Here is a 22,453-nt window from a genome sequence, read left to right on the forward strand (position 1 = left end):
TTTTATCGAGTGATTTATGCAAGCAGCCTCTATACTTGAATTAATGGAAGGAGGAGAAGGAAATGCAAAGCAGAATGAATGAGGCGTTACAGTATATTGAGGAGAACCTGGATGTGGAAATCGACGAGAAAGAAATTGAGAAAATTACCGGTACATCGATTTACCACTTCCGGCGAATGTTTTCTTTTTTAGCAGGGATGACATTGACTGCTTATATCCGTAACCGAAAGCTTTCCAATGCAATGTTTGATTTGTTACGGGATGATGTTAATGTGACAGATACTGCTTTTAAATATGGATATAATTCTGTTGACGGTTTTTCCAGGGCATTTCGCGAATGGGCTGGATTTAACCCTTCTGAAGTGAAAAATCAGCAAAAAAAGCGTCTTAAAGCCTTTCCGAAGCTCACCTTTCAATTAACGATTCAAGGAGGAGCAGAAATGAATTATCGAATTGTTGAAAAAGAAGCATTTAAAATTATTGGTATAAGTAAAAAGGTGCCCATGCAGTTTGAAGGAGTTAATCCGGAAATTGAAAAACTGGCGAATAGTATTACAAATCAGCAGAAAGAAAAGATGCATCAATACGCTAATATAGAGCCTAAGCAAGTAATTAATGCTTCTTATAATTATGATGAAGGCAGCAGATTACGTGAGGGCAAAGAAGTGCATGAGAAAGGCTATTTAGAGCATATGATTGGCGTATTGACAGATGAAGAAGGACCCTTTGAAGGGCTGGATGTGCTGGAAGTGCCTAATCATATTTGGGTCCTTTTCTCATCACAAGGGCCATTCCCTGAAACAATGCAGCAAACATGGGCGAAAATTGCTTCAGAATGGCTTCCTTCCTCGGATTATCAGTTAGTTGATGCGCCGGGAATTTCTTTTGTAGAAGATTATAGCGATCTAGAGAATGTATATAGTGAGATTTGGATGGCTGTGCAGAAAAAAGGTTAGCAGCGCCTCTAACATGAAAAGACGAGATACCTTGGCACCTCATCATTTTATGTTGGAGGTGCTGGGTCATGAGCATCTATATAAGATGCGACTACATGGTGTACCTATTTTATAAGCACTACGAAATTTCAATCCACGCATCCATATAAGATGCGACGCAGACAGTACCCTTGTAACGAGCGCAGCACTTGATTTCAATCCACGCATCCATATAAGATGCGACGCAATAAAAGTCAGACCCAGAGTAATTATGCTGATTTCAATCCACGCATCCATATAAGATGCGACGATGTTAATATCGTCAAAGGTGCGAACTCTGTTAATTTCAATCCACGCATCCATATAAGATGCGACAGCACACATAAAACACCTTAATACAGCAAGGCCTAAAGACGAAAAAAGTGCTAACCTAATCAAAGTTTGAAATTATTTCCTTTTATTATTAGGGTATTTCTCTAAACCCCTTGCTATAAAAAGGGTGCTAACCTCCTTAGTAAGCTATGTTCGCTTAAGGTTAGCAACCAATGTTAATTTTAAATTCCTTACTTATACCTTATCATTCTAAAAAAATCATATCAAATGATTCTAAAAATTAGAGAATTATATAAATAAGTTATCTATGTGAAGGAAGCAAGACTATGATAAACTTTAACTATAAAATGAACAGGGAGCTGTAAGCCATGATAAAACATATTGTACAATGGAATCATCGTGACAATTTCAGTGAAGCAGAGAAGAAAGTAAATGCAGAGAAAATCAAAAATGAATTAGAAAGTTTAAAAGATAAGATAGATGGTGTTGCTTCTATCAACGTCATTATTAATCCTTTGGCGACAAGCGATCGTGATATTATTCTGGATAGCGAGTTTGAGACGGAGGAGGCATTACAACAATATCAAATACATCCAGAGCATGTGCGTGTGTCAAGCTTTGTGAAAGAGTGTGTGCAGGATCGTGTCTGTGTAGATTACCAGCTATAATCATAGATAAAAGCAGTATAGAAAGTTGTTCTATACTGTTTTTTTACATAGAAATATAGTGTTATTTACAATCAATTAATTAAAAGAAAGGATGCATTTCAAATGAGTGATAAGTGGTTAGAATGGGCGAAGCAAATCCAGGCTATTTCTCAGGCGGGATTGACTTTTACAAATGATATGTATGACAGAGAACGGTATGAACAGCTGCGTACGTTAAGCATTGAAATTATGAATGAATATACAGGATTAGATTTCGAGTCCATTCGTGATTTATTTGCTAATGAGGTAGGTTATCAGACTCCGAAAGTCGATGTGCGGGGTGTTGTTTTTAAAGATAATCGTATTTTAATGGTCCGTGAAAAGCATGATAGTGCCTGGGCGTTACCAGGTGGCTTTTGTGATATTGGTGAATCTCCAAAAGAAAATGTTACCAAAGAAATTCAGGAAGAAGCAGGCTTTCACGTACAGCCAATGAAGCTGCTGGCAGTTTTTGATACAAATAAACATCCACACCCGCCACAGCCTTATCAGTATTATAAATTGTTTATCCAATGCGAGATTATGAGCGGGGAAGCCAAATTGGGAATGGAAACAAAAGGAATTGATTTTTTTGCTGAGGATAACCTGCCTGATCTCTCGTTAAATCGGAATACAGAAACACAAATCAAATGTTTGTTTGAATTTTTGAGAGATCCGAAGAAGCCGACCTTGTTTGATTAATATCGTACTGTCTTAAAAATTACTTCTTCAAGTGAGGAGTAATTTTTTTTCTGTCCGAATTTCTTGTAAAACAAGGTGAAGTCCTTTAAAATGAGGATGTTTTGTAGGAGATATCTGCTTAGCCAGAGGAAAATAATACAATTTAAAATCTAAATAAGTGATTTTAAAATATCAATGCGTTGATAGATCATAGAAGGGGGCATTGAAATGGACCGGACGAAATTAAGCTCGGAAAGTAATCGATTTATAGAAAAGCTGCGGCTGTATTTATTTTCTCAGGGCATAGAACAATCTGATATTGAGGAAGCTGCAGATAATTTAGCGCAGAAGCTTTATGAGATGGAACAAAATAATGAGTCTATTAAACAAATTACCGACAAATCCCCGCAGGAATATTTAGATGAGCTGAAAGAAGAAGTGAATAAAAAGAAGAACACATCTGTATCCTGGCTGATTCCATATATCCTTATAGGTGCGATTATTTTTATGGTATTTGGTGACGTTTTACGAGGTGTATTATACGGAGAAATTGTAGCATATAGCCTTTTTAGAATCCTAAGTACAATTGTAATTGGACTTTTATTTATTATTGGCTCTGTTTTTGCGGTAAGATACACCTCTAAAACGCAGTTGTCTGTATCTAAAGAATATATAATTCTGGCGATTCCAGCAGTTGTTGGTATGCTTTTATTTGTAGCAGCTTATTTTATGGATGGTTATGTGGAAACCTCCCTTGTTACAATTCAATTCTTAGGAAATATGATTTTATTGGGGATAGTGACAGCTGCAGCAGTACTAATGTCTGTTTGGGCGAAAACATGGATATTACCTGTTATCTTAATTGCCTGGAATTTTCCGCCGATGATTTTGGAGAATACGCCGCTTGGAGTTGATATGCAGGCTTTCCTGAGTATTATCCTGACCTTTTTAATTGTTGGAGTTTATATCTATTTGGAGTTTCAGAAAGACCAGCAGTGATAACCAGGCAAGGATAATTCTGTTAAAATATGAAGGAATGAACGTAAGAAATAAGTAAAAGAACTAGACTGGATAAGAGGTGCTTGAAATGAAAGGTTATTTAGCAAATGGATTATTTTCAATAGGTGACCGTTATGTAAATGAACAGCTGGCAAAAGCGATTCGTGAGGCTGTTCCGGAAATAGACTTATATGTACCGCAGGAAAATGCGGCAATTAATGATAAGACTGCATATGCAAATAGTGAGATCATTGCAGAAGCAGATTTATCTAAGCTGGAAGAAAGTGATTTTTTAATTGCAGTACTGGATGGCGTAGAAGTAGATTCTGGTGTAGCGGCTGAAATTGGAGCTTTTTCAATGCTTAAACGCCCAATTGTCGGGGTATTTACCGATACCCGCCAGCAGGGAAGAGATAATCAGAAAAAGATTGACGCGCTTATAGAAGATGGTTTAGAAAATCAATTTGTGTATCGTAATTTATTTTTGGTAGGGTTAATAAAAAGAAATGGCGAGATTACCTCTTCCTTGGAGGAAGCAGTGGAAGCTGTTTTAGAGATAAAGAATAAACGTATATAATGATTGTAAGAGAAAATCTAAATTGTCATTCAGAGCTTTATATGGATTATGGTAGGTTTTCTCTTTTTTTATATACACAGTATGAAAATATTTAAAAAATTCTAAATTTAATAGACCTAAAATAACAAAAAGATGTTAAACTGGAAACTAAGTTACATTTAATAAGGAGAATACATATGGAAAAGACAGAAGCAATAACGTTAAAACTCCTAACAAAAACGTACATAGATGATTTGAATCAATTCGAGCTTCCGGAAGAGCAGCATCAATTTACTGCACTGCCTCACGAGATTTCAGACCTGACGGAAGGTCAATATGGTGTCATGATTATGAATGGAGAAGAACCGGTCGGTTTTTTCCTGCTGCATCAGACGGATCGTGTAAAAGAATATTCTGCGAATCATAAAGCTATTCTTTTAACTGCTTTATCTATCAATCAGGTTCATCAGCGGAAGGGTTATGCCAGAAAAGGAATGACATTACTTAAGGATTTTATACAAGATGTATTTCCTGAATGTGATGAGATTATATTAGCTGTCAATCATAAAAATATACCAGCACAAAAGCTTTATCATAATGTCGGTTTTGCAGATACGGGTAAGCGGAAGGAAGGTCCAAAGGGCGAGCAATTTATTATGGCTTTACAAGTATTCTAATTTAAGGAGAGGTTCTATGAGCAAAGTATTTACGGAGTACAGGAAGACAATTGATGAGGTTTCCAAGCTAAAAGAAGCGGATGAACAAATACTGATCACACCGGTTAAAGAAAATGCCTGGTCGATAAGAGAAATTATTGGTCATATGTATTATTGGGATGATTACAATCTTCAAAACATGGTATCTCAGATGCATCATAGAGCAAATCTGCCGGCATTTCCGGATCATGATGCTCAGAATGAAAAGGCTATTCAATCTCTCGAAGGCCAATCTGTTTACCAAATAGTAGATTTATTTATAAAGCGGAGAGAAGAATTTTTAGATGCAGTAAAAAAAGTAGATAAGCAGGACAGGTTTACTATTGGAACCGGGAAAAGAGCTTTTTCGGCTGAAAGCTTTGTGAAAATATTTGTGAAGCATGATGCACATCACTTAAAGCAAATAGAGAATTTTTTAGCTGTTGGTTGATAGAACATATGAGGAACTTTCTGGAGATGGAGAGTTCTTTTTTACGAAAAAGTATAAGAGGTACTGGTTACAGAACAATTCGTGAAAATAATATGGCAATGGAGTATAATATCTTTATAATAGATGATTATTCAAGGTTGAAAGGACAGACATTCAATGGCTACAATTCGTGATATTTCTGAAAAAGCTGGAGTGGCAAAAAGTACGGTATCCAGATACTTAAATAATGGTTATGTCAGTCAAGCGACAAGAGAAAAAATTGAAAAAACAATTGAAGAATTGGAATACGTTCCGAATTCATACGCACAAAATTTGCGTTTAGAGAGTAATCCGACAATTGGTGTGATTATTCCCAGATTTGACTCTTATTCGGTAATAACGACACTGCAGGGAATTGATAAGGAATTAAAGCAGCTGCAGTATAATATTTTAATTGAAAATACAGACAGAAGTCCTGAAAGAGAAATTGAATATTTAAAGCGTCTGGCAAAGATGAAAGTTTCAGGAATTATATTTCTGGCGACAAAATTAACAGAGGAGCATATTCATACGATTGAATCCATTGAAGTACCTGTTATTGTGATTGGTCAAGAGGATAGACGTCTGAATTGTATTGTTTATAAGGACTATGAGGCAGCTTTTGAGCTGGCAGAGTATTTAACTGCTTACGATTTTAATAAAATTGCTTACCTTGGAGTAGATGAAGAAGATGAAGCAGTTGGTGTTTTAAGGAAAAAGGGATTTGTCGAATGTTTTATGAAAGAGGGGCAGGAAAGGCTCTCTATTTATTATACTGACTTTTCCATCGAGAAATCAATTCATAAAACAAGGGAGTTATTAAACGAAATCAAGCCGGATTTATTGATTTGCGCAACGGATAATATTGCGATCGGCGCAATGAAATCCATTTATGAAAAAAAACTTCGTATTCCTGAAGATATTTCTGTGACTGGTTTTGGAGATTATCAGATCTCCAGTTATTTAACGCCTGCATTAACAACGGTTCATTATGATTATAATAAAGCCGGACATATCGCTGCAAAAAGTATTGTCAGAATGAAAGGACAGAAATTTCATCCCACAACAACATACGTGGATTATCAGGTATTGCCAAAAAACAGTATTGACAAAGCGAAAAGAAAGCGATAAACTTTCTCCATAATATATATTAAATTTAATCAATGTGGAACCGATTCCCTATAAAGCATGTGGAATCGGTTCCGTAAATGAAAATAAGGAGGACTTTCCTCATGGAAACAAAATGGTGGCAGGATGAGGTAGTTTATCAAATTTATCCAAAGAGCTTTTATGATTCTAATGGCGATGGTATCGGAGATTTGAAAGGGATTACAGAAAAATTGGATTACTTGAAAGAGTTAGGGATTACAATGATTTGGATATGTCCGATTTTTTCATCTCCTATGGTTGATAACGGATATGATATCTCTGATTTTGAGGGGATTAACCCAGAGTTTGGAACAATGGATGATTTCAATCAGCTCTTAGAAGAAGCGAAGAAACGCAATATTAAAATTATATTGGATCTTGTAATTAATCATACTTCGGATGAGCACCCATGGTTCCAGGAAGCACTAAAAAATCCAGCCAGCAAGTATAGAGATTACTATATTTTTAAAACAGGTGCAGAAGGCAGCCCGCCGAACAACTGGCGTTCTATTTTCGGAGGATCGGTTTGGGAGAAGCTCCCTGAAGAAGATCTCTATTACTTGCATGTTTTTGATAAAAAACAGCCAGATCTTAATTGGGAAAACAAAGAAATGCGTGAAGAATTATATGGGATGATTAATCGCTGGCTCGATAAAGGTGTAGCAGGATTCCGAATTGATTCTATCACTTTTATTAAAAAGGACAGTGACTATGCAAGTCTTCCGGCAGACGGAGCGGACGGTCTTGTTTCCTGCAAGCATAAAACAAGAAATCGTCCAGGGATCGAAAACTTTCTAAACGAATTGAAAGCGAATACGTTTGAAAAGTATGATGCTGTTACTGTTGGTGAAGCTCCAGGAGTGAAGTATGAAGATTTTAATCAGTTTATAGGGGAAGATGGTTACTTCTCCATGATTTTTGATTTCCATTATGCCGATATTGATGTGGAATCAGGATCAGATTGGTTTAAGCGTACAAATTGGACTGTTCCAGAATTTAAAGAGCTATTATTCAGATCTCAATTCGCACTCCAGAAAGCTGGATGGGGAGCAAACTTCCTGGAAAATCATGATCAGCCGCGTGTGCTGTCCAAGATGGTAAGAGAAGAAGAATGGCAAACACCTGAAACCGCAAAAACATTTGGAATGCTATATTTCTTTTTGCGGGGAACACCATTTATCTACCAGGGACAGGAGCTTGGAATGAAAAACTTTCACCGTTCAACGATAAAGGCTTTTAATGATATTTCCAGCATTGATAATTATCACCGTTCTATGCAGGAGGGATTTTCAGAAGAGGAAGCACTTCAATTTGTTAACCTGCGGAGCCGTGATAATACAAGGACACCATTTCCTTGGAACAACGAGGTGTATGGCGGATTTACTACTGGAAAACCGTGGCTGGACATGACAGAAGAATACCCGGAAATTAATGCAGTAAATAATTCTGTTTATACATTTTATCAGCAGATGATTCAGTTAAGACAGGATAGTGAATTAAGCGGTATATTAACTTTTGGGAATATTAAAGAAGTAAAGGATGTACCGGAGGAAGTAATTGCCTATGAGCGTGTCCATAAAGATAAAAGATTGACGGTACTGGTTAATCTAAGCACAGAGAAGAAAAAAGTTCTATTAGACCGTCCAATGGTGGATATCATTTTATATAGCCAGACGAAGCCTTCGATAACGGGGAATGAAGTTGTTTTAGAACCTTATCAGGGAATCGCCGTCAGCTGAGAAGGAGTGAAATAGCATGTCTAATGATAAATATAAACAAACAGGCGAAAAAATTATAGAGATTATTGGTAAAGATAATATTGAATCCATGACGCATTGTGCAACGAGATTGCGCTTTAGCGTCAAAGATAAGGATTCTATCGATAAAGAAGCAATTGAAGACATTGAAATGGTAAAGGGTGTTTTCTATAATTCAGGACAATTTCAAGTCATTCTTGGGACAGGAATTGTTAATAAAGTGTATAAAGCCGTTGCTGGTGACTCTAATGAAGAAGAAAAACAGTCAGATAGTCAAAATGCGGAAGGTCAGAAACCAAAAAAAGGAAAAATACAGCGTGGAGTAAGAACTCTGGCGGATGTATTTATTCCAATTATTCCGGGGATTGTGGCAACAGGACTATTTCTTGGATTAAAAGGTGTATTGTTGAATGAATCTGTTTTAGGATTCTTTGGAACAACACCGGATGCTATTCCGGAATCAGTATTAGCGCTGATTACTGTGCTGACAGATACTGTATTTGCTTTTCTGCCGGCATTAATCTGCTGGTCGGCCTTTAAGAAGTTTGGCGGAACCCCGATCATAGGATTTGTTATTGGTCTGATGCTTGTTTCGCCTGCTTTGCCGAATGCTTATGCAGTGGCAGATGCAACATCCAATGTAGAGCCCTTGATGGCATTCGGGTTTATTCCGATTGTCGGTTATCAGGGGAGTGTTCTGACCGCACTTGTTGTCGGTATTGTAGCTTCAAAAGTAGAAATAAAACTTAGAGCAAAAATGCCAGATTCACTGGACTTAATGTTTACACCATTCTTCGTTATTATCGTTGGCGTTTTAGGTGGACTATTGGTACTTGGGCCAGTACTTCACATTGTAGAAAATGGTCTTGTTTATGTGGTAACTGGATTAATTCACGTACCATTTGGAATTGGCGGATTTATTATTGGATTAATTTATCCGTTAGCCGTTATTACAGGAATGCACCATCTGTTCTTAATGATTGAAACAACTTTACTTGCTTCTACCGGCTTTAATCCGCTTATTACATTATGTGCAATGTATGGGTTTGCCAATGCAGCGGTTTGTTTTGCTATCAGTTTCAGAAGTAAGAAAAAGAATATGAAAGTAATGGGCACCAGTGCGGGGATTACCCAGCTCTTAGGCGTCAGCGAGCCGGCTCTTTTCGGGGTCATCATCCGCTACGGAACCCGGCCGTTAACAATTATGCTGCTCTCTTCCGCATTAGGGGGAATGGTATTATCCATCCTGGGTGTACAGGCTAATGCATATGGTTTGGCTGTTATTCTGTCACCATTAATGTATATTTACAGCGGGTATCAATTTGTAACGTATATTATTGTCGGGATAGCTACCTTTATTTTAGCGTTTGTCCTTGCTTATCTATTTGCTGTTCCAAAAGAGCTGTTAAAGCCGGATGAAAATACAGCAATAAATCATTCATGAGAGATTTAAAACAGCCTGGATAAAGGATTTGGAAGGGAGCATTTGAGAATAATATGGATTGGACAAGAGAAATGAGGTATCGTCATTACCGTGAAATGACGGATGCAGAGGAAAAAGAATTACTGGAAAAAGTGAACAGCAGCATCTGGAGGCAGCAGTTTCATGTACAGCCTCCTTATGGGCTGTTAAATGATCCGAATGGCTTTGCTTACTATCAGGGAAAGTATCACTTATTCTATCAATGGTTTCCATTTGGGCCTGTTCATGGCATGAAGCATTGGTATCATGTAGAATCAGATGATTTGGTCAATTGGAAAGATAATGGGCTGGCGCTGGCTCCAGAATATGATTATGAGAGTCATGGAATCTTTTCAGGTACAGGTATTGTTAAGGATGAACTATTATATTTATTCTATACAGCGAACAAACGTGATGAGAACTGGAATCGAGAATCTTCCCAAGGCCTAGCTGTTATGGACAAGAATGGCAGGATTGTAAAAAAGGAGAAGCCGGTAATTTCGGCACAGCCGGCAGGATATACAGCTAATTTTCGGGATCCAAAGGTATGGCAGGACAAAGATAGCGGTAAATTTAATATGATTGTCGGTGCAGAAAGAGAGAATCATACAGGCTGCGCGCTGCTCTATAAATCGGATAATTTGTTGAACTGGAGCTTTCAAGGAGAATTAAAAATGGATTTTGAACAGTTTGGTTATATGTGGGAATGTCCGGATATCTTTCAGATTGAAGGAAATGATGTGCTGATACTATCTCCTCAAGGGCTTGAACCAGAAGGAGATTCCTATCATAATGTGCATAATTCCGGATGCTTTATTGGTTATTTTGATAAAGAAAAAGATTATTTTCAAAGTGATGCTTTTCAGGAACTGGATGCAGGATTTGATTTTTATGCGCCACAGACAACGCAGACGCAGGATGGACGTCAGATTTTAATTGGCTGGATGGGACTTCCTGATACAGCTTATCCTTCTGATAAAGATATGTGGGCCAATTGCTTAACGATTCCGAGAGAACTGCAAATAAAAAATAATAAAATCTATCAGGTTCCAGTGAGGGAAATGATTAAAAAAAGAGATTCTCTGACAGCATGGCAGGGAAATCTGATTGACGAAGAAATAACGATGGATGACTTTTCAGGCACTGTTTACGAGCTGAACTGTGATATGAGAACAGAAGACGGTAATGCAGGATTAAAGCTGCGTACTGGAAAAGAAGAAGAAACCTTACTTTATCTGGATACAAAGCGTCAAAAAATAGTACTTGATCGTACAGCTGCAGGAGTTCCGGCAGCTGTGGATTATGGTACTGTTCGTCAGACTTCCTGTACAGATAATAAAATTTCTTTACGTATTTTTATGGATACGTCTTCCATCGAGGTGTTCGTTAATGAAGGTGAAGTTGTATTTACCGCAAGAATTTTTCCACAGGGAGAAAGCAATGGGATCAAGCTGTTTGCTGAGGATACGACAGCCTCTTTTGATTTGAAAAAATGGGGTTATACTTCTTAATTATAAGTGCAAAGGTTACAGGAGAATAAACTGAAAGAGCTTCAGTGAGCATGCCGGGCCGGTATTGCTCACTGGAGCTTTTTTATAAGCTATGACTGCTTTTGTTCATCAAGCGTAGATTGCAGCATTTCATTTTTAACTTCTAAAATATAATTCTTCAAAACATAATCCTTTCCACCATACTGGTCATACCACTCCCGGACTCGTATTACATGCTCCTTGTCTGCCCGAATAGCCGTTTCAATTCGTAAATAGTCATCGTAGCTGTCATATTCCCAGATAGCAAAAATTTCTGAGATATTGTCTTCATTTTCTATCATCTAGCGTCCAATCAGACGGGATCCATGCTTTAACTGGTTAGGGAGATTTGTTTTCTTGAAATGTGCATTTAGTATTTCTGCGAATTCAGATTTTACCAGGTAGTATTTTCGTCTGTAAAACATTGCTTCAGCTCCTTTGAATCTGTCCTTATGAAAATAAACTTTTGAATGAAGTATACCATCTTGAAAAATCCTAAATCATCTTTTTACCTGGCCTATTCAAAGTTCACAAATACCTTCAACATATCAATCGTATCAAATCCAAGTTTCCGGTAGATATTTTCTGCTTCAGGAGATGCTTGTAAAGTGCAGTACGCTGCACCTTCTTCCTTTGCTGTGCTTAGCAGATGATTCGTTAATTTTGTTCCAAGGCCATTACCTCTTTCACTCTCTAAGGTGGCAATATCGTATAAGCCTGCAATACCGTCTGAAAAGAGTATGGAGCCTATCGCTGCAGGTCTGCCTTGATGATAGCCGATAATATGCTGGAAATTATTATCCTCTAAAAGAGAAGAATGAGCAGCTTTTTCAAAATAGGTTTGAAGTTGTTTTTCTTCATTGGTGCCTGTATATAAACTGGAGAGAATATTACCGAAAGTAACGAATTGTTCAGGACTTGCGGCTTTTTCAAAATGAAAGTCTGCAACTGCATTGGAAACAACGGGCTGGAAGTCTTCAAGATCTGCAATCATACCTAAATAATCTGTTCCATAGTCGTTTAAGCCCGCTTCTCTAAATAAAGAAATAACATCTGTCTGCTGCTCCCAGCACCATACGTTTATGGGGTATTTTCTGCTGTTAAAATAATCAATGATTTCTTTAAAAGTACTATGATTTAGGGGATAACCGGTTTCCGGGAGTGTGACGACATTGAAATTATAGGATGAAAGATGCGCGTCTGTATAAGTAAAACCGTCTTCTGTTTCATGGATTTTTGCTTCCTTTAGGATAGCTGCTCTTGCTTTTATTTTTGCATTCAGGTTGTTGATCATAACTTGCTTTTGTTCAGATTGATTCATGCTTTCTGCTCCCTTATCTTGGAATAAAATGCCACAGTCTTGGATGAATTTCATCTCAACTACTGTGGCATCGGCCAAACTTATTTTTATTAAAATGATGTGATGTTTACTCTAAAGCTTCTTTTACTTTTTCCTCTGCTTCATCTGTCACCCATTCTGTCCAAAGATCTTCATGCTCTTTCAGGAATCTTTCAGCAGCTTCTTCTGCACTCGCATCTTCCTCCTGAATATATTGCAGTGCATCACTGGCAATTTCACTGGAGGTTTCGTAGTGACTTAAAAACTCTACAACTTCTGGTGCCCAATCCTCTAAATCATTGCTTACAGTAATATCAATATCTTGCGCGCCCATTTCAGAAAATGGTCCTTCCGGGTCTTCTTCCAAAATTGGTGTCATATCGTACATGCCCATGACCCAATTGGGTTCATAGTTATACCCAATCCATGGATCTCCACTTTCATAAGCATCTAACAAAGAAATATTAATTGCTGATTCTGAACCAGGGCGGAAGTAGTTATAATATTCATCTAAACCGTATTCATCAATTCCATCTGAGAGCATTTTATCGACTTCCCAGCCGGATATAGCACCGACAATTCGTCCTTTACTGCTATCATCAGGATCTTGGAAAACCTCCCAATATTCTGCTAAATCCGTAACGTATTCCAAGTCTGGTGTCATCGGTTCAATGCCGCGTTCCGGATCACCTTCAATCATATAAGTAGGAACATACAGACCTTGAAAGTTATCGTCAAAATTGACAGAAACCTTTTGATAATCACCATTTTCCAACCCTTCAGCGTAAGATTCCCCAAGATTTTGAGTCCATACTTCCATATGTATATTAATTTCCTGATCCTTCATGCCGGTCATTAATGCAGCTGCTGATCCCGTCATTGTTTCTGTATCATAACCATATCCATTGGAAATAATAAAGCCAGCGACTTCATTATGGAATCTTAAACTGTCCCAGCCTTCGTCGGCTAAAACAATTGCCCCTCCTTCATTTGTCTTTTCTCCACATGCGGCAAGCAGAATGAAGGAAAATCCCATGAGCAAATAGCTTAATTTCTTTTTCATAATAAAATTTCTCCTCACTTCTCTATAACTATAATAAAAAATCTTGCGGTAAATAGACCTATCTTTAAGAATAACGGGAACATAGAGGAGGAGCAACCGGACAAGGACCTTTATATAGGTTATAAAATGCCGTTAAGCTGCGAATAAACGAGATTTCTTTTAGATAATCATATAATACAGGTATATTTGTCGGAATATCGTGAATTATAAGGGATTTATGTATTCATCAAAGGATTCGCTTGGTACATCATCTTCAAATCAGGTATAGGATAATTTAAAAAATAAAATTTCTTGACAATACCTATGAGGGGTATGTTAAGATAGATATATAAGTTAAGAGGAGGTTAATAAAATGACTAATGAAACAATTCAAGTTCAAGGTATGTCATGTGGTCATTGTGTCAGCTCTGTTGAAGGAGCAGTTGGTGGATTAGATGGTGTAGATACAGTAAATGTTCATCTTCAGGAAGGAAAAGTGGATGTTTCCTTTGATGAAGGGAAAGTAAAGCTGGACGAAATTACAGAAGCAATTGAAGATCAGGGATATGACGTTGTATAAATAATAAAATATCTCGTTTCGAAAGCTTTTTAGATAAACAATAAAGGATCGTGCAATATATTTTCTGCACGATCTCCTTTTTAAATAATTACATACCCTGTATAGGTATGGGAGGTGGTTCGAATGGAAGCTAAAAAAGAAGTCACATTGCCTATTGAAGGGATGACATGTGCAGCCTGTGCAACCCGGATTGAAAAAGGTTTAAAACGGGTAAAAGGGGTTGAAGATGCTAATGTCAATTTTGCGATTGAAAAATCAACAATTCACTATAATCCGGAACAAACATCAGTAGAAGCGTTTGAGAAGAAAATTGAGCAGCTGGGCTATCATGTTCAGCATGAAAAACAGACCTTTGATGTAGCAGGAATGACATGTGCAGCCTGTGCCAACCGGATTGAGAAACGTTTAAATAAAATGGATGGTGTAAGTGAAGCCAATGTCAATTTCGCATTGGAGAACGTTGCAGTTGAATATAATGAAAATCAAGTAACTGTGCAGGATATGATGGAGGTTGTCAAAAAGCTTGGCTATGCGCTTAAACCTCAAGTATCCAAGGAAGAGACAACAAACCGGAAGGAAGAGGAGATTCGTCATCAGACCGGAAAATTTATCTTCTCTGCTATTTTAACACTTCCATTATTATGGACGATGGTGACGCATTTTTCCTTTACCTCATTTATTTATTCACCGGATATGCTGATGAATCCATGGGTACAGCTAGCACTGGCAACACCTGTGCAGTTTATCGCAGGGAAGCAGTTCTATGTAGGAGCTTATAAGGCGCTGAGAAATAAAAGTGCAAATATGGATGTTCTCGTCGCATTGGGAACCTCAGTAGCCTATCTCTATAGTATTTTTCTCGGAATAGAATGGCAAATAAACGGTGCGGTTGGTATGCCTGAGCTTTACTTTGAGGCTGCTGCGGTGATTATTACGTTAGTCCTGCTTGGCAAATTATTTGAAGTTCGTGCGAAAGGCCGTACTGGTCAGGCGATAAAAAAATTGCTGGATATGCAGGCAAAAACTGCCCGTGTTATCCGTGACGGCGAAGAGTTGGAAATAGCTATTGAAGAAGTAGCTGTCGGCGATCATATTATTGTTCGACCAGGAGAAAAAATACCCGTTGATGGAGCAATTATAAAAGGAAAATCAGCTGTTGATGAATCAATGATTACCGGAGAAAGTATTCCCGTTGATAAAAATATCGGAGATACAGCAATTGGCTCAACCATCAATAAAAATGGCATGCTGACCATCGAAGCAACCAAGATTGGAAAAGATACAGCGCTTGCCCAGATTGTGAAGGTAGTGGAAGAAGCACAGGGGAGCAAGGCTGATATTCAGCGTGTAGCAGACCGAGTATCTGGAATCTTTGTTCCTGTTGTTGTCGGGCTGGCTGTCATAACATTCCTTGCCTGGTATATCTTTGTTGCACCGGGTGATTTACGTGCAGCTTTAGTTCCTGCCATTACCGTTTTGGTTATTGCCTGTCCTTGTGCGCTTGGCTTAGCAACACCGACCTCTGTAATGGCCGGTTCAGGCAGAGCTGCAGAATTAGGCGTCTTGTTTAAAGGTGGGGAGTATTTAGAAAATACACGATTAATTGAAACAATTGTATTAGATAAAACGGGAACAGTAACGAAAGGTGAGCCTGGACTGACTGATGTCGTTCCTCAAGGCGATGTTACAGAGGAAGACTTATTAAGAATGGCAGCCTCCGCTGAGAAGCATTCAGAGCATCCGCTTGCTGAAGCAATTGTTAAAGGTGCAGAAGAACAAAATATTTCATTAATCGAAACAACAGATTTTCAATCTATACCCGGCGCTGGTATTCAAGTGACCTGGGAGGGAGAACCTCTCTTTATCGGAACAAGAAAATTAATGAAACAGCAAAATATTGATATCAGTATTATGGAAGAAAAAATGATAGAAATGGAAGCTGACGGAAAGACAGCAATGCTCGTTGGTTTTCAAGGAATGCTTATAGGAATGATTGCTGTTGCTGATACTGTAAAAGAAACTTCGAAGGCAGCTATTGAGCGTTTGCATGAACAAGGACTGGAAGTGATTTTGCTTACGGGAGATAATGAACGGACAGCGCAGGCGATTGCGAAAGAAGTCGGAGTAGATCGTGTTATTGCAGAAGTCTTACCAGAGCAAAAAGCAGATGAAATCAAACGGCTCCAGCAGGAAGGTAAAAAAGTTGCTATGGTAGGTGACGGCATTAATGATGCTCCTGCCTTAGCCATTGCAGATATTGGAATGGCGATTGGTACAGGAACAGATGTAGCGATAGAGGCAGCCGATGTAACGCTGATGCGCGGCGATTTACACAGTGTAGCTGACAGTATTGAGCTGAGTGCTAAAACGATGCGGAACATTAAACAAAATCTATTTTTCGCCTTTGCCTATAATTCTGCCTCCATTCCAATTGCTGCGATTGGATTATTGGCTCCTTGGGTTGCCGGCGCAGCGATGGCATGCAGCTCTGTATCTGTTGTTCTTAACGCTTTAAGACTGCAACGCTTGAAGCTGAAAAGGGAGGTATAATCCATGTCGATAAAAAAATGGGCGAGTATCGGGATTATCTATGTATGTGTTGTTGTTATTGCATACGGGACGATTGCAGGAAAGAATCCATTTGAAAGTAAGGATATAGAGCCTCATGATCATGCGGCAGTGCAAATCTTAGAAGTGAACCAGGGTGATTATTTCATATAGAAATAGGAAATAGCCGGTATTCTCTCGTCAGAATACCGGCTATTTTTGCAGGATGCTTAAGACGATGTCCAGCTTCCTCCATTAATATGGATAGCTTGTCCAGTCATATAAGAAGCTTCTTTGGAGGCAAGCATCACATAAGGCCAGGCATGCTCTGAAGGCTGTCCAGGCCGTCCCATTAAGGAATCCTGTCCAAATTTCTCAACCTCAGCTTCATCAAATGAAGATGGGATTAACGGAGTCCAGACAGGTCCAGGAGCAACCGTGTTTGCCCGGATGCCTTTTTTAGCAAGGCTTTGCGCGATACTTCTTGTGAATGAGGTAATCGCCCCTTTTGTTGCAGAATAATCCATTAATGTGGCATGCCCCTTATACGAATTAATAGAAGAAGTACTAATGATGGAATCTCCCTCACTCATATGGGGAACAGCTGCTTTTGTCAGATAGAACTGTGAAAAGAAATTCACACGGAATACTTCTTCAAACTGTTCAGAAGGAATATCCTCTACATTCTCCTGAACAAATTGGATAGCAGCATTATTAACCAGAATATTGATACCGCCAAATGCTTGTACGGTTTTTTCGACTAAATCAATACAATGGGATTCTTTTTTTATATCTCCAGGGAGAAGAAGGCATTGAACTCCTTCAGCTTCCACAGATTTCTTCGTATCCTCCGCATCTTCATGCTCGTCCAAATAGGAGATTGCTACGTTTGCTCCTTCTTTTGCGTATAAAATGGCTACAGCCCGGCCAATACCGCTGTCACCGCCAGTAATCAACGCATTTTTCCCTCGTAATTTATCCGTTCCTTGATAATCATATGGCTGATGCGGGAGCGGATTCATTTTTGATTCGAGTCCCGGCTGTTTGTCTTGTTTCTGTCTAGGAGTACCATTCTTCTGTATCTCTGTTGGTTCCATTAATGTGTTCCTCCTTTTATTCATTTTCTCATGTACTTAGCAACATTTTTCCACGTATTGGTGTTTTATAAACATTTTTATTGGAAAAGAAGTGAAAGCAAATGCTTCGAATTCGAACCATGCGGATAAAAAAGATGAACTTTTCCCTCTATTTGTATGCTTCTTGTTTTTTTCAGTGCAATTTAGGGAAAGGATTTTTAAGAGCCACACTGATAGATACTCAGACAATAAGATTATTCTCCTCATAACAAGGTTAAGGAGTTGAACGAAGGATATGAAATCATCTTGGAAGAAAATAAAAAGACAGTTAACACTACCTTTTTTTACACCGACAATTGACAGCTTTATCACATTAGGGTTTGCGATTGCCGGTGCTATTGCGGGGAGTTTTATGCGGGGGATTATCCCTTTGTGGCAGCTGTTGCTGTATGCTGTTATTTTCTTAATCATTATCACGCCGATTCTTAGAAATATAGGAAATAAATGGAGGGAGAAAAAAGGAATTGAAGAAAAGGATTTGAAGCCTAATAAGCTGGTAGATCGCGTCGTGCTCAATGTTCTTCTTGGTTTTTCGATTGTTTGTTTTGTGATCGCGCTGATTATAAATTTATTAGCGGAATCTTTTAACTGGGCATGGTTAGGTTTTCATGTGGTTGTTATTTTAGTTGTTTATTTTGCCCGCTTTATACATTTCAAACGGCTGGAAAAGAGCTGATTATCAATTATTGTTATAGGTTCGTGTTGATGGGTGCTTATTTTCGCACTTTCAGGGACTACTGTCTTATAATAAGTACTTTCTTTTCTGTTAAGAGAGTGCTTTTTTATAAATTAAATACTCTTTATAAGAGGATATCCCGTATTAATAATGTATGTCCTGTAAAGTGCTGCAAAATGAGACGTAAGAAAGAATCAGGCAAAATAATTCTATAAATGTGAAATGTTATGTTCTATATTTGTGGAATAAATGATACGATAAAGTTAATAAAATACAAAGGAGTGATAACATGGATGTTTTGCAATTAACAAGCAGAGAAAGGGAGAGCTATGGGATCCAATTGACTTATTCTATATTATGGGAGTGTGCTTTAGGAATCGCAGCAATAACAAACATAAGATTGCTGGATACGTTGGAGAAGCCAAAAGAATATTGGATACAGACAAGAGAATCTGTTTCAGCAGAGTTATCGGAGGAATTGGAGTATGTTGAACAAAATAATACATGGAAGGCATTGCTCCAAATACTCCACCAGCAGGAATTTTCCAGTCTGGATGCATTTCAGCAATATGTACAGCATTTAACAGATATAGAATTGAAATTTATTTGTCTGCCATTTGTTGGAAATCAGCATCAGGCAGATCGTGAGCAGGCTGCGCAAGGGGAGAAAAAAGCAATCAAAGAGCTGATGCGCATTACGAATAATAATCCCTTTTTTCCTGCCTATATTGAATTTATCAGCAGTTGTGAAGCAGAGTCTTTAAAAAAGCATCTGATAAAGGTCATGAACAGCTGGTACCAAGAAATAGTGAGAAAGAGTGAGCAGGAAACAAAGGTCATTTTGGAAAAGGATTATCAGTCAAAGAAAGAGAAGCAGCAGAAAGTATCTTCGGAGGAATTAGTGCAATGGGCTACCGGCGGAGTTACCTACACACCTGAACCAAGTGTACATACCGTCTTGTTAATCCCTCAATATATTTATCGTCCGTGGAATATTGAGGCTGATATTGAGGGAACAAAAGTATTTTATTATCCTGTTTCCAATGAAAGTGTGTCTCCAAGTGACCGTTATATGCCAGATTATTTTTTGGTTCAAAAATATAAGGCATTGGGTGATGAGGTGCGTCTGAAAATGGTTAAAATGCTGTTTGAGCATCCCAGGACATTACAGGATATGACGGAAAAACTGGATATAGGGAAGTCAACCATCCATCATCATTTGAAAATATTAAGAGCAGCGAAATTAGTAGAGATAATTGATTCAAAGTATTGCTTAAAAAATAATGTATTTACTCTGTTAGCAAAGGAATTTGACTGGTATCTGGAAAAATGAAAGGAGGAAGCGGATGGACACACCGATTTTCAGAAATAGATCTTTTCTTTCCATATGGATTGGCAATGGGATTTCAGAACTGGGCGGTGCTTTCGGAACCTTTTGCAATTCCATTTTAATCTATCAATTAACAGGCTCGAAACTAGCATTAGGCAGCATGTGGCTGTTATATTTTATTCCCTCTTTAGTGCTCCAGTTATTTATCGGTCCCTTTATTGACCGGTGGAGCCGAAAATGGATATTGATTTTCTGCCAGATAGCAAGAGGTTTTATCTTTCTTGTACCGCTGTTTGCCTTATTGACAGAAACGCTTTTGCCATGGCACATCTACCTGGTGCAGATAATTGTTGGATTAATTACCCCGCTCTATGTTCCGGCAAATCAGGCAATAACTCCTTCCATCGTGGCAAAGGGGCAATTGGAAGAAGCAAATGCTTATTTGGAAGGTACAGCGCGGTTAATGACTTTTACTGCTCCTTTTTTAGGCGGAGTTGTGATTGAGTATGTCGGTGTTATGCCCACAATGGCTTTAGTAAGTACACTGCTTTTATTAAGCGGTTTCACATTATTTTTTATCCAGGAGACCAGAATCCCGCAAAATAAGAGAGCGTCATGGTTAAAGGAATTTACAGAAGGAATGACTTACTTTTTCAAAAAGCGTGTCATTGTCTGGCTGGGGATATTTCTGGGATTTGTCCAGTTTGGTGTTGGTGTGACAATGGTTACCACACTTCCTTACATTACAGAAGAATTATCGGGAAGCTATGCTGAATACGGCTATTTTATGGCAGGTTTTCCGGTCGGGTTTATTTTAGGTTCAATCCTGGTCGGTAAAATAAAATATAAAAGTCGCAGAAGATTAATGCTGGGGGCCTTATTTATTGGCGGACTTACCTTTGTTTTCTTATTTATCAACACAAGTGTTATATTAGGAATTTTGGCAGAAGCAGCAGGAGGAATTGCCATGGCAGTTTTTGGGATACATAATACGACAATCTGTCAAAAAATCATACCTCACCACTTAATGGGAAAAATATTCTCTGTCCGGTTGTTAATTATCCGGTGTATGATGCCATTAGGTGTATTGGCGGGCGGATTTTTAAGCGAAATATGGGGAGTCCGGCCATTGTATTTATTGATAGGAATGGTGATAAGTACAACCTCTTTATTGGGAATACTGCTTCCGTATTTTAAGTTTATGGATGAGGAGATAGAAAAGAAAAAAGAACAGAAGATGGCTTGAAAAAATAAGCTATATGAAATCAGATTTTCATATAGCTTATTTTCATTAAAAGTGCTTCATTTATTATCATTCGTTTAATACCTTCAAAAACGCGACAATCAAAGGCCTTACAGCTCCCGTATCGACTTATCGGCTAACTGCATGATCGTCATATCATCCATTGGCGGATTATGCAGACCGGCCCGGACATCGCGGTAATAGCGTTCAAAATTATTTCTCAGCTTAAGGCTTTGTGCGCCGACAACACGCATGGCAAGATCTACACCTTGCACGGCTTTATTGGTGACAGACAGCTTCACAGCTCCTAATTCAGGGCCCATGCTATTTCTAATTTCTTCATCACTATTATCCCACTTTTCAGCAACTGCATGAAGAAAGTATTGTGATTCCAGCAAAAGAAGCTCCAGGTCACCAAGTTTTTGTTTCACATTAGGCAGTTCCGAAATAGTTCCCTTGATGCTGTTAGGTGAATAGCTTGTTGCAAAGGCAACTGCATCCTTCTGGGCAGCCTGCGCGATACCGAGATAGCATGCTGGAATATGCAATAACCAGCCTGTTGTTTTTCTTTTCTGATTCGATGTAATTTCAACAAGATCCTCTTTATCTAAACGAACCTCTTCTAAAACGAGATCATGACTGCCAGAACCGCGCATTGCGATAGAATCCCATGTTTCTTCCACATTGACACCTTCCAAATCATGCTTTACAAGGAAATTACCAACATCATCCGTTCCGTCAATAGACGCACTGACCACAAAATAAGTTAAGATTGGTGACAATGTCGTAAAGGTTTTCCGTCCGGTAATTATCCAGCCGCCATCTGTTTTTACTGCTGTTGTTTCCGGCTTCCCGCCGCGGGTTGGACTACCTGTTGCCGGTTCGGTTGCGGCATTGTTTAATAATGCACCATTTTCGATAACGTCCTTGATAACCTTTGTATAAACATTTTCGCTCCAAGGCCTGCTTTCGCCTAAATGCTTCATAATCCCCATATGCCAGCCGATAGACAATGCAGTTGAGCCGTCTGCCTGAGCGATGATCTGCTGATAGGTAAGCAATTCATCAAGTGAAATACCAGCGCCGCCATCCTCTTTTGGCACAGTGAGTGCAGGGTAGCCGATTTCTTGCAGGTCTTTAAAGTTTTCATAAGGAAAAGCACCGTCTGGAAGCTGACGGACACGTTCTCCAAAGGGTTTAATTGTTTTGGATAAAAGTTGGATTCGCTCTTCTTTTGTTTGTAAGTCTACTAAACTACTCATACTGTATTCCTCCTTGTAAAAGACAAAGTATGTTAATCAGATTTGTT

21 protein-coding genes and 1 pseudogene are annotated in these 22,453 nt (G+C 38.5%); 17 read left to right on the forward strand and 5 right to left on the reverse strand.

Annotation, left to right across the window (positions count from 1 at the left end; genetic code table 11):
* Positions 1–62 precede the first annotated feature (62 nt).
* The 11 genes from OSO01_RS04700 (at position 63) to OSO01_RS04750 (ending at position 11,233) form a co-directional block, all read left to right on the forward strand.
* Positions 63–956, forward strand: a complete 894-nt coding sequence (locus tag OSO01_RS04700) for an AraC family transcriptional regulator (protein ID WP_147209193.1) — start codon at positions 63–65, stop codon at positions 954–956.
* Positions 957–1,636: 680 nt separating this feature from the next.
* A complete protein-coding gene (locus OSO01_RS04705) occupies positions 1,637–1,936 on the forward strand; it encodes a Dabb family protein (protein WP_147209195.1) in 300 nt (99 codons plus the stop codon).
* A gap of 102 nt (positions 1,937–2,038) precedes the next feature.
* Positions 2,039–2,656 carry an NUDIX hydrolase gene (locus tag OSO01_RS04710; RefSeq protein WP_147209197.1) on the forward strand — a complete coding sequence of 206 codons (618 nt, stop codon included), beginning with the start codon at positions 2,039–2,041 and terminating at the stop codon, positions 2,654–2,656.
* A 207-nt stretch (positions 2,657–2,863) separates the two neighbouring features.
* Positions 2,864–3,634 carry an HAAS domain-containing protein gene (locus OSO01_RS04715; RefSeq protein ID WP_147209199.1) on the forward strand — a complete coding sequence of 257 codons (771 nt, stop codon included), beginning with the start codon at positions 2,864–2,866 and terminating at the stop codon, positions 3,632–3,634.
* An 88-nt stretch (positions 3,635–3,722) separates the two neighbouring features.
* Positions 3,723–4,211 (forward strand): nucleoside 2-deoxyribosyltransferase, encoded by a 489-nt coding sequence (locus OSO01_RS04720; protein WP_147209201.1) that lies wholly within the window; start codon positions 3,723–3,725, stop codon positions 4,209–4,211.
* Between the two features lie 176 nt (positions 4,212–4,387).
* Positions 4,388–4,867 carry a GNAT family N-acetyltransferase gene (locus tag OSO01_RS04725; RefSeq protein WP_147209203.1) on the forward strand — a complete coding sequence of 160 codons (480 nt, stop codon included), beginning with the start codon at positions 4,388–4,390 and terminating at the stop codon, positions 4,865–4,867.
* Positions 4,868–4,883: 16 nt separating this feature from the next.
* Positions 4,884–5,336, forward strand: a complete 453-nt coding sequence (locus OSO01_RS04730) for a DinB family protein (protein WP_147209204.1) — start codon at positions 4,884–4,886, stop codon at positions 5,334–5,336.
* A gap of 156 nt (positions 5,337–5,492) precedes the next feature.
* Positions 5,493–6,485 (forward strand): LacI family DNA-binding transcriptional regulator, encoded by a 993-nt coding sequence (locus OSO01_RS04735; protein WP_147209206.1) that lies wholly within the window; start codon positions 5,493–5,495, stop codon positions 6,483–6,485.
* Positions 6,486–6,586: 101 nt separating this feature from the next.
* The gene (locus tag OSO01_RS04740) at positions 6,587–8,242 is read left to right on the forward strand and encodes a glycoside hydrolase family 13 protein (protein WP_147209207.1); all 1,656 of its coding nucleotides are present in this window, start codon (positions 6,587–6,589) and stop codon (positions 8,240–8,242) included.
* 16 nt (positions 8,243–8,258) lie between these two features.
* Positions 8,259–9,704: a PTS transporter subunit EIIC gene (locus OSO01_RS04745; RefSeq protein ID WP_147209209.1), complete on the forward strand. Its 1,446-nt coding sequence runs from the start codon at positions 8,259–8,261 to the stop codon at positions 9,702–9,704.
* Between the two features lie 53 nt (positions 9,705–9,757).
* Complete coding sequence (locus OSO01_RS04750; protein ID WP_147209211.1) at positions 9,758–11,233, forward strand: glycoside hydrolase family 32 protein; 1,476 nt, start codon at positions 9,758–9,760, stop codon at positions 11,231–11,233.
* A gap of 89 nt (positions 11,234–11,322) precedes the next feature.
* Here OSO01_RS04750 and OSO01_RS04755 read toward each other — a convergent pair.
* The 3 genes and pseudogenes from OSO01_RS04755 to OSO01_RS04765 form a co-directional block, all read right to left on the reverse strand.
* A pseudogene (locus tag OSO01_RS04755) lies at positions 11,323–11,676 on the reverse strand (NIPSNAP family protein).
* A 92-nt stretch (positions 11,677–11,768) separates the two neighbouring features.
* On the reverse strand, positions 11,769–12,572 hold the full coding sequence (locus tag OSO01_RS04760) for a GNAT family N-acetyltransferase (protein WP_186813560.1): 804 nt from the start codon (positions 12,570–12,572) through the stop codon (positions 11,769–11,771).
* 106 nt (positions 12,573–12,678) lie between these two features.
* Complete coding sequence (locus OSO01_RS04765; protein ID WP_147209214.1) at positions 12,679–13,653, reverse strand: glycine betaine ABC transporter substrate-binding protein; 975 nt, start codon at positions 13,651–13,653, stop codon at positions 12,679–12,681.
* A gap of 352 nt (positions 13,654–14,005) precedes the next feature.
* On the opposite strand from OSO01_RS04765, the gene copZ reads away from it, so the two are divergent.
* The 3 genes from copZ to OSO01_RS23250 all read left to right on the forward strand — a co-directional run bounded on the left by copZ (position 14,006) and on the right by OSO01_RS23250 (position 16,933).
* Positions 14,006–14,212, forward strand: coding sequence for a copper chaperone CopZ (copZ, locus tag OSO01_RS04770; RefSeq protein WP_147209215.1), 207 nt, complete (start codon positions 14,006–14,008; stop codon positions 14,210–14,212).
* Between the two features lie 123 nt (positions 14,213–14,335).
* Complete coding sequence (locus OSO01_RS04775; protein ID WP_147209217.1) at positions 14,336–16,762, forward strand: heavy metal translocating P-type ATPase; 2,427 nt, start codon at positions 14,336–14,338, stop codon at positions 16,760–16,762.
* A 3-nt stretch (positions 16,763–16,765) separates the two neighbouring features.
* The gene (locus OSO01_RS23250; RefSeq protein WP_186813561.1) at positions 16,766–16,933 is read left to right on the forward strand and encodes a hypothetical protein; all 168 of its coding nucleotides are present in this window, start codon (positions 16,766–16,768) and stop codon (positions 16,931–16,933) included.
* Positions 16,934–16,989: 56 nt separating this feature from the next.
* Here the strand turns inward: OSO01_RS23250 and OSO01_RS04780 are convergent, their stop codons facing one another.
* On the reverse strand, positions 16,990–17,856 hold the full coding sequence (locus OSO01_RS04780; RefSeq protein WP_147209218.1) for an SDR family oxidoreductase: 867 nt from the start codon (positions 17,854–17,856) through the stop codon (positions 16,990–16,992).
* Between the two features lie 274 nt (positions 17,857–18,130).
* Between OSO01_RS04780 and OSO01_RS04785 the strand changes: the two genes are divergently transcribed.
* The 3 genes from OSO01_RS04785 (at position 18,131) to OSO01_RS04795 (ending at position 21,147) form a co-directional block, all read left to right on the forward strand.
* Positions 18,131–18,571 (forward strand): hypothetical protein, encoded by a 441-nt coding sequence (locus OSO01_RS04785; RefSeq protein WP_147209220.1) that lies wholly within the window; start codon positions 18,131–18,133, stop codon positions 18,569–18,571.
* A gap of 289 nt (positions 18,572–18,860) precedes the next feature.
* Positions 18,861–19,904, forward strand: a complete 1,044-nt coding sequence (locus OSO01_RS04790; RefSeq protein WP_147209222.1) for an ArsR/SmtB family transcription factor — start codon at positions 18,861–18,863, stop codon at positions 19,902–19,904.
* Between the two features lie 13 nt (positions 19,905–19,917).
* The gene (locus tag OSO01_RS04795) at positions 19,918–21,147 is read left to right on the forward strand and encodes an MFS transporter (protein ID WP_147209224.1); all 1,230 of its coding nucleotides are present in this window, start codon (positions 19,918–19,920) and stop codon (positions 21,145–21,147) included.
* A 107-nt stretch (positions 21,148–21,254) separates the two neighbouring features.
* On the opposite strand, the gene OSO01_RS04800 is transcribed toward OSO01_RS04795, so the two are convergent.
* On the reverse strand, positions 21,255–22,406 hold the full coding sequence (locus OSO01_RS04800) for an acyl-CoA dehydrogenase family protein (RefSeq protein WP_147209226.1): 1,152 nt from the start codon (positions 22,404–22,406) through the stop codon (positions 21,255–21,257).
* Between the last annotated feature and the right edge of the window lie 47 nt (positions 22,407–22,453).

The sequence above is a fragment of the Oceanobacillus sojae genome (assembly GCF_007991515.1).
In the GTDB taxonomy this organism is placed as follows: domain Bacteria; phylum Bacillota; class Bacilli; order Bacillales; family Amphibacillaceae; genus Oceanobacillus; species Oceanobacillus sojae.